Source organism: Shewanella sp. 1180_01 (assembly GCF_052850535.1).
Genome location: NZ_VXCT01000056.1, coordinates 24,964 through 33,974, shown reverse-complemented (window position 1 = coordinate 33,974; position 9,011 = coordinate 24,964). Strand labels below are relative to the sequence as shown.

At 49.2% G+C, this 9,011-nt stretch carries 8 protein-coding genes; 7 read left to right on the top strand and 1 reads right to left on the bottom strand.

The features are described 5' to 3' along the window. Positions 1-45 precede the first annotated feature (45 nt). The 7 genes from FW758_RS20520 to FW758_RS20490 all read left to right on the top strand — a co-directional run bounded on the left by FW758_RS20520 (position 46) and on the right by FW758_RS20490 (position 8,143). On the top strand, positions 46-408 hold the full coding sequence (locus tag FW758_RS20520) for a hypothetical protein (protein ID WP_446446364.1): 363 nt from the start codon (positions 46-48) through the stop codon (positions 406-408). Between the two features lie 100 nt (positions 409-508). Continuing rightward, entirely contained in the window at positions 509-964 is a 456-nt protein-coding gene (locus FW758_RS20515; protein WP_446446361.1) for a DUF2057 family protein, read from the top strand. A gap of 109 nt (positions 965-1,073) precedes the next feature. Beyond that, positions 1,074-1,511, top strand: a complete 438-nt coding sequence (locus tag FW758_RS20510) for a hypothetical protein (protein WP_446446360.1) — start codon at positions 1,074-1,076, stop codon at positions 1,509-1,511. 268 nt (positions 1,512-1,779) lie between these two features. Then, a complete protein-coding gene (locus FW758_RS20505) occupies positions 1,780-2,040 on the top strand; it encodes a heavy metal-binding domain-containing protein (protein WP_446446359.1) in 261 nt (86 codons plus the stop codon). Between the two features lie 21 nt (positions 2,041-2,061). Continuing rightward, a complete protein-coding gene (locus FW758_RS20500; protein ID WP_446446358.1) occupies positions 2,062-3,606 on the top strand; it encodes an efflux RND transporter periplasmic adaptor subunit in 1,545 nt (514 codons plus the stop codon). Between the two features lie 9 nt (positions 3,607-3,615). Continuing rightward, complete coding sequence (locus FW758_RS20495; RefSeq protein ID WP_259483601.1) at positions 3,616-6,765, top strand: efflux RND transporter permease subunit; 3,150 nt, start codon at positions 3,616-3,618, stop codon at positions 6,763-6,765. Between the two features lie 208 nt (positions 6,766-6,973). Beyond that, the gene (locus tag FW758_RS20490; RefSeq protein ID WP_446446357.1) at positions 6,974-8,143 is read left to right on the top strand and encodes a ribonuclease T2 family protein; all 1,170 of its coding nucleotides are present in this window, start codon (positions 6,974-6,976) and stop codon (positions 8,141-8,143) included. 80 nt (positions 8,144-8,223) lie between these two features. Here FW758_RS20490 and FW758_RS20485 read toward each other — a convergent pair whose 3' ends face one another. Further along, positions 8,224-8,997, bottom strand: coding sequence for a VOC family protein (locus FW758_RS20485; RefSeq protein ID WP_446446363.1), 774 nt, complete (start codon positions 8,995-8,997; stop codon positions 8,224-8,226). Positions 8,998-9,011 lie beyond the last annotated feature (14 nt).

Here is a 9,011-nt window from a genome sequence, read left to right as displayed (position 1 = left end):
CTAACTAAGGTCTCTAAGGGTAAGCAATCAATTTTCCGAGTTATCATGGCTAAATTTTGGATCACCATAGCAGTGTTATTTTCGCTAATCGCCCAATCGGCGATGGTGAGTGCTATGCCAACTTCAGCCAACACCAATGGCCACAGCAGTCAAACCATGCTGATGATGGATGCAGAAATGAACTGCACCATGCCAGATTGTTCTGCATCCGATTGCTTGCAACACTGCCAAGATAGTATGACAAGTCATTGTCAAACCCATTGCCTATCATCACTTTACCTTGAGCCTGCAGTGCTAAAACTGGCCTTCGCCAACCCAGCAAGCAAGCGTATTGCCATCCAAGGCTGGGCGATGCAAACTGCCGACCTCGAGCTCACCACACCGCCTCCTAACTCCTATTCACTGTAACGTCTTTCGTTTTTTACAACGTAAAACCGACTAAACACCTTTGATTGCGCCGCTGCATATTCGCACTGCAACGAGGTACAGAGAATTTTTGGAGTTTATTATGAAAACCACTTTATTGAACAAAAGCTTACTAGGCCTAACTTTCGTTATCGGTGCCTTGTTAAGTAGCACCACAGTTACAGCCGCCAGCTTAAAAAGTACAGATGCGCTCAGTGTTATCAGTATCAATGGTGTGCCAACGACGCCCTTTAAACCTATCCAACTCTCCGCAGGGAAAGTACTGCTCGAGCTAAAATATCAGGATACTTTTAATTATCGCGCCGATGATAGTGGTAACTGGGTTAAGTCAGCGCCGCTTTACTTAGTGCTGGATGTGAAGGCAAGTGATAGCTACCAAGTCACCCAGCCCAAAATAATGACTGAAGCTGAAGCGCGCCAATTTATTAAATATCCAACGATTCAACTCAGTATTAATGGTGACAAAGCGGGCGAATATCCACTGCAAAGCCACAGCCAACTGATGGCGAAAATGTTAGTCAGCAATCCCGCTTTCTAATTTAGAAAAGCAAAATATTTAATTTGAGGCATGTGCTGAAATGTGAGTTAAATCATTACAGCATAATGCCTCTATGCTAGACTCGAGCCGTTCATCATTTGGAATACTTATGCATCACACACTCGGTCGTTACTTTTTAGTCATGTTCACTTTACTCGCACTCGTCGGGCAAAGTGTTGCGTCTAATGGTCACGCCATGGTGCCACACACTATGGATATGAGTGCGATGAATCATGAAGCTTCCTCCCAAATGCACCATGCTGCCATGATGCAGATGAACACTGAGAACCCTTCTGACTCACATTCAATGGCCAACGCGGATTGCTGCAACGATAAAATGCTTCCCGGCGCGAAACAGCATTGCTGTGATGGCACCACATCATGTTCAAATGATTGTGGTCATTGTTTGACGATTTCAGTCGCTGGCACTCTATTCAGCCCACACCTCTGGCCAAGTGTGAACATGAGCGATACTGCAATGGCCACTCCTATGCCTCATTTCCACTCGATCTCTTTGTCTTCGGCCTTTAAACCACCGATAGCCTAGGCCTACTTTGCGCTTATTGGGCAAATCGCCCTTAAAGAAGCCAAGCTAAAACGACAATCCAGTTAGCCCTAAGCTAACACCCAAATTAGCCGTTTATTGTGGTGCCTTATCATTAAATCGTGCACCCGAGTCTAGCAAAACGTTGATAACTGAGCCGAATGCCAAGTTGTGGCATTAATCCGTCTATCGAAGCGAACCGCTTTGATCTGCCGTGCTCACAGACGTTTATGCGCTCATATTCGGCCGTTAATCCGATGGAGTGAATAATATGAAAACCCTAACTAATCTCGCCTTAATTGCATTCTTGCTGACCAGCACTAACGTGTTTGCCACGGCTACGCCGCACGAACATCAACACGACAATGCAAATCCGCAGCAACAAGCACAAACCTATGTTTGCCCTATGCACCCCGAAGTGACAGGCACTAAAGGCAATTCCTGTCCTAAATGTGGTATGGATTTAGAGCCAAAAGCGACGGAAGTAAAAACAGCTGAAGGTGCGATGCACAACGCGCACGAAAACCACTAAGCTAGGCTGGAGATGAGGCATATGAACCAATTTAATACCGCGAAAAAGCAGGCCCCTAAGGCCGTACTGATCTTGAGTAGCTTACTCATCAGTACGCCTTGGCTGAGCCATGCCCAACTGGCGAGCACACAAGAACCCGTTGCGACCGAAGCTGCAGTGACACAATCCGCCACTGCACCTAAAAACAACCCGTTAAATCAAGTGAAAACCTACACTTGCCCTATGCACCCCGAAGTGCTCAGCCATGAGCCCGGTCGCTGCCCTAAGTGCAATATGTTTTTAGTTGAGAAACTCGATGCCGCGAATCCTGCGGCCGAGCATGCACAGCATCAAGCCGCAGATCACCAAGCCTCTGAGCATCGGCAAACCTCTGCCGCCAAAGCTTCGAGTCAGGTATTCGATACCCCAACCCCTAAGGCCGACAGTTTAGTTAAAGCCCAAAATCATGTGACAACAATCAAGTACGTTTGCCCTATGCATGCCCACATTATCAGTGACGTACCCGGCACTTGCCCTATCTGCGGTATGAACTTAGAAAAGGTCGAAACGGGCGGTAATACCCAAGAAATCAACATCAATGTATCCGGCAGCATGCAGCAAGCGTTGGCACTCAAAGTCGCCAAGGTTGAACGCGACACACTGTGGAAATTTGTCGAAACCGTCGGTCAAATCGACTATGACGAAAGCCAAATCACCCATATCCATGCCCGCGTTACTGGCTGGATTGAAAAACTGATGATCAAATCCGTAGGTGATACCGTCAAGAAAGACCAACTGATCTACGAGATCTATTCCCCCGATTTAATCAACGCCCAAGATGACTACTTGCTTGCGATGGACACTGCTAAAGCAAACGGCCAAGGCCGCTACAAAGATTTGGTGCGCAATGCGGGCTTACGCTTATCTTTCCTCGGTTTTAACGACAGGCAAATCAAACAATTAGCAGAGTCACATCAAACCCAATATCGAGTACCTTTCTACGCCAAAGAAGACGGCATAGTGAAAGCCCTCGATGTTCGCGATGGCATGTATATTCAGCCGTCGACCGAAGTCATGTCTGTGGTGGATCTCTCCAAAGTTTGGGTGATTGCCGACGTCTTTGAGAACGAGCAAAGCTGGATTGCCAAAGGTCAGAAGGCCGAAATTGCCGTTCCCGCCATGAATATCAGCGGCATCGAAGGCACGATCGATTACATCTACCCTGAGCTTGATCCTGTCACTCGCAGCATGCGAGTACGAGTAGTGCTCAACAATACCGAGGTAGATTTAAGACCTAAAACCCTCGCCAAAGTCTCACTATTCGGTGGCCCGAATAAAGATGTGCTAGTGATCCCGCAGGAAGCTTTAATTCAAACGGGCAAAGAAAACCGCGTGATCGTCAAGCAAACCGACGACAGCTTTACCGCCAAGGCCGTAACCGTCGGCATGATGAGCCAAGGTAAGGCCGAGATTATTTCAGGCCTGAATGAAGGTGAACGAGTGGTGATTTCGGGGCAATTCTTACTCGACTCCGAGGCTAGCCTCAAGGGCAGTTTAATGCGTTTAAGCAGCGGTCATCAGCACTAGGAGCGCGTTATGTTGAAATATATTATCGAGGCGTCCATCAGGCAGCGATTTATGGTGTTGATTATCGCCATCATGATCACTGTTTGGGGCGTACAGGAGCTGCGAAAAACGCCGCTCGATGCGCTGCCGGATTTATCCGATGTGCAAGTGATCATTAAAACCCCTTATCCGGGTCAAGCGCCAAAATTGGTTGAAGAACAAGTGACTTATCCCTTGTCGACCGCCATGTTAGCCGTACCTGGTGCTAAAACCGTGCGTGGTTATTCCATGTTCGGCGACTCTTACGTGTATGTGATTTTTGAAGATGGCACCGACATTTACTGGGCTCGCTCACGGGTGCTTGAATACCTGAGTCAGATCAGCAGCCGTTTACCACAGAATGTGCAACCTTCCCTCGGCCCAGATGCGTCTGGTGTCGGTTGGGTGTATGAATATGCGCTAGTCGATCGCTCCGGCAATTTAGATTTATCGCAACTCAAAAGTCTGCAGGATTGGTATCTCAAGCTAGAGCTGCAAAGCGTGGCAGGCGTGTCTGAAGTCGCCACCGTCGGCGGCATGGAGCAAACCTATCAGATAGTGCTTGAGCCCGATAAAATGGCGATCTATAAGCTCGATATCGCCACCATTAAACAAGCAATTGATAAAGCCAACAGCGAAGCTGGCGGCTCAGTGATCGAAATGGCCGAAGCCGAATACATGGTGCGCGCCAAAGGCTATCGCCAGACGCTAGAGGATTTTCGTGAAATCCCCCTTGGCATCACCAGTCCTTCTGGCACAGGTTTAACCCTCAAAGATGTTGCTACTGTGCGTAAAGGCCCAGCCTCACGCCGCGGCATAGCCGAACTCGACGGTGAAGGTGAAGTCGTTGGCGGAATTGTGGTGATGCGTTACGGCGAAAACGCCTTAGCGACAATTGATGCGGTGAAAGCAAAACTCGAAGAACTCAAAGCCGGCCTGCCCGATGGAGTTGAGATTATCCCCACCTACGACAGATCTCACTTGATCCTTAAGTCCGTCGACAACTTGTTTAGCAAGGTCGTCGAAGAAATGTTGGTGGTCGGCTTAGTCTGTTTGCTGTTTTTGCTGCATGCGCGCTCCACACTCGTGGCCGTGATCACCCTGCCGCTATCCATCCTTATCGCCTTTATCGTGATGAACAAGATGGGTGTTAACGCCAATATCATGAGCCTTGGCGGCATCGCCATTGCCATCGGCGCCGTGGTGGACGGCGCGATTGTGATGATCGAAAACTTGCACAAACATTTAGAGCATTTTAAAGCGGATCATGATCGCGAACCCGATACGAAAGAGCATTGGCGCATCGTCACCGAAGCGTCGATTGAAGTCGGCCCTGCGTTATTTTTCTCATTAATTATTATCACATTAAGCTTTGTACCTGTGTTTGCGCTCGAGGCGCAGGAAGGTCGATTATTCGCGCCATTGGCCTACACTAAAACCTTCGCCATGGCAGCGGCGGCCTTTTTATCCATTACCTTAGTGCCGATTTTGATGGGTTACTTTATTCGCGGCAAAATCCCCAGCGAACGTAGCAATCCCATCAGCCGTTTCTTGATCGCGATTTATCAACCTTCACTAAAACTGGTGCTGAAATTCCCTAAAGTCACCCTGATGTTAGCCTTAATCGCGCTGGCCAGCGCTTGGTATCCTATGACCCGCATGGGCAGCGAGTTTATGCCCGCACTCGAAGAAGGCGATTTGCTCTACATGCCAACGGCATTGCCCGGCATCAGTGCCAGTAAGGCCGCCGAAGTGTTACAGCAAACCGACCGTTTAATTAAAACCGTGCCCGAAGTGGCCCGCGTGTTTGGCAAAGTAGGACGCGCCGAAACCGCGACCGATCCCGCGCCGCTGACCATGCTTGAAACCACTATCATGCTTAAACCCCATGACGAATGGCGTGAAGGCATGACCTTAGATGGCATCATTGCCCAGTTACAACAAACCGTAAAAGTACCGGGACTCACCAATGCTTGGGTGCAACCCATCAAAACCCGTATCGACATGCTCTCGACGGGAATAAAAACCCCTGTCGGCATTAAGATCACTGGAGCCGATGTCAACGAACTGCAAAGCATTGGCACTAAGATTGAAGCTATCTTAAGCAAAGTGCCACACACCAAATCGGCCTACGCCGAACGCAGTGGCGGCGGCCGTTATATCGATATCAGTCCGAAACTGGATGTGGCCGCACGTTACGGTATGACGTTGCAGGATATTCAAGATGTGGTGCGTTACGCCATTGGCGGTATGGATATTGGCGAATCAGTACAAGGCGCCGAACGTTATCCTATCAACCTGCGTTACCCCCGTGAGCTGCGCGACAACATTGAGAAACTGCGCGAGCTACCCGTGATCACTAAGTCGGGGCATTATCTGCCGCTACGTAACTTGGCCGACATCGAAATCAACGATGGCGCGCCTATGTTAAAGAGTGAGAATGGCCGCTTAATCTCTTGGGTGTTTATCGATATCGAGGGCACCTCTATCGGTGAGTATATCGCCACCGCGAAAACTGCCTTAGACGCCGAACTCGTCGTCCCGCCCCGTTACAGCTATAGCTTTGCGGGTCAGTACGAATATATGCAAAGAGTCGATGCTAAGCTTAAACAAGTGATCCCTATGGCATTAGCCGTCATCTTCATCCTGCTGATGATGACCTTCGGCTCCACCATTCAGGCCAGCATTATTATGCTCAGCCTCCCCTTCGCATTGGTCGGCAGTACTTGGTTGTTATATCTACTGGATTACAACATCTCAGTGGCCGTTGCTGTCGGTATGATTGCCTTAGCGGGTGTCGCAGCCGAGTTTGGGGTGGTGATGTTGGTGTATCTCAATAACGCCATCAAACACAGGCAAGAAAAAGATAATTACCACAGCGTCAATGACTTGAAAGAAGCCTTGATTGAAGGCGCCGTTATGCGGATCCGCCCCAAAGCGATGACAGTAGCGACCATATTCTTCGGCCTACTGCCCATAATGTGGGGCGCAGGTTCGGGTAACGATGTGATGCAAAAAATAGCTGCACCTATGGTCGGCGGCATGGTCACAGCGCCCATACTGTCACTGTTTGTCCTGCCCGCACTCTATCTACTGATTTACTCGCGTAAATTAAACAAAGACGCTGCGCACGTAAGTTAACGGCAAGAGAGCACCCATAAAAATCCCCTCAAGCTATTAAGGTTTGAGGGGATTTTTCATTCAATCAGATTAAAAATCTAATTTAGCAGCCGTGCCACACAACACTCTGAGTAAAATAAGCCTCTTAGTTTATAACGCTTATGTGTACCATTAACTTAGCGCACCACAGGATTGACCCGACTTACTGCAGCAGAAAGGATTCCATCACATGACCAAGCCATTTTGTTTGACCATCCGCCGGATATGGCCGCAAGCACTTTCCCTTAAAAGCCTATCGCGTACGTTACTTGCGGCGTTCGGTTTATGCGCTGCGCTAATCATTTCAGCAGCACCTGCCGTTGCCGCGCCCGCAACCGGTGAGTTCGTTGCCGATAAACGCTGTGAGCTATTTCAATCGAAAAATAAGCAGACGAATCCAGATCAATGGCAGAGCAATATTGGTGAGCGCTATCCGGTACTCGAAATCCTCGGCAACAGCGCCAAACCTGATTGGCTGCGAGTGCGCACCAACGCAGTGAAGTCTCCCATGCGGTGGATCAGTGGCGCTTGTGGTCAGTATCTTTCCAATGTTGCAGGCAGTAATGTATCGACACCTGCAACAGCGGTAGAACCCGCGCAAACCACTACAGCATCGGATATCAAAGCCAAAAGCCTAGACGGCCTTAAAGAGCATGGCACACCAGAGAAACGCCAAGGGGATCAATGCCGAATCGGCGGTGAATTTGACGCCAACGTGCTGGCATTAAGCTGGCAAAGCACCTTCTGCGAACTCTATGGCCGCCGCAAAGCCGAATGCCGCGCCCTCAGCCAAACGCCAGAATCGAGCCAGTGGCAACACTTCAGCCTGCACGGACTGTGGCCGAATAAACAACAATGCGGCACACGTTATGGCTATTGCAGCACAGTCAAACTGCAACCAAATGATTTCTGTACTTATCCTGAGCTTGAACTTAACCCATCGGTGCGCAAAAATTTAGAAGAAGTCATGCCAAGCGCCCAATATGGCACCTGTTTAGAACGCCACGAATGGTGGAAACACGGCACTTGCCGTAGCCAAGACCCTAACGAGTACTTTTTATTGGCAACCCAGCTGACCCAAGCGGTCAATGCCTCGGCATGGGTACAAAAATTTATTCATGAAAACATAGGTAAAAGTGTCAGTAAAAGTGAGTTAAACCAAAGTTTTGATATCAGCTTCGGTCAAGGCGCTCACACTAAAATGAGTCTAGAATGTGGCAAGGGATTACTGAGTGAAATCCGCATTAATTTGCCCGAGGTCATTAAAGCCTCAGACTCCTTGCCTAGCCTACTCGCCAAAGCTAACAAGGCAGGCAGAGGCTCCTGCCCTGAGACAATCATGATTGATAATGCCAATTAAACAAATGGTTAGACGAATAAAAATGGCGACTAAGTGTCGCCGTTTTTAATCTTAAATGTGACTCGTCCTAAATATAGCTGTCACATCTGATTAAGCTTGATTACCGCAAAGGTGGCACCTTGGGCGTCGGCTATCACAGAGAATCTACCCACATCGGGGATATCACTGGGCGGAATGCACACTTGCGCGCCTAACGCTTGGGCTTTTTCTGCAAATGCATCGCAATCGGCTACTGCAAAATAAAGCAGCCAATGGGGAGATATATCGCCCCATTCGGGCATGATGGTCATCATGCCGCCGATGGATTGACCATCAACTTGCCACTCAGAGTATTCGATGTCCGGCATGTCGCTGGGCGAGTTAGTCCAAGGGAATATTGTGCAGTAAAAGGCTTCTTCAGCGCGTGGTTCTTTACATGCCAGCTCAACCCAGCAAAGGGTATTGAGTTCACCCTGACGGCGAGCACCGGTATGATTCTTCGCTTGCCACAGCGCAAAACGTGCGCCCTGTGGATCGCTCACCTGCGCCATCACGCCCGCATCAGCAACAATATGCGGCCCCATGTGCACTTGGCCACCCGCCGCTTGAATCGCTGCAATGCTGGCATCCATATCATCAACGGCAAAGTAGACACGCCAATGGCTAGGGATCTGCGACTCTGACTCGGGGATTTGGTACATGGCACCTAAATCATCCCCCGCTAAATTGAATAGCGAAAAATGACCTTCTGGGATCGGCATGTCAACTGAATCCCAACCAAATAACGCTTGGTAGAATGTCTTAGCAGCTTGCCAATCGTGGCTTGCGAGTTCAACCCAACATGCATGTCCTTGTGCGTACTGAGTAATTTTCATCATTTGCTCCTTCG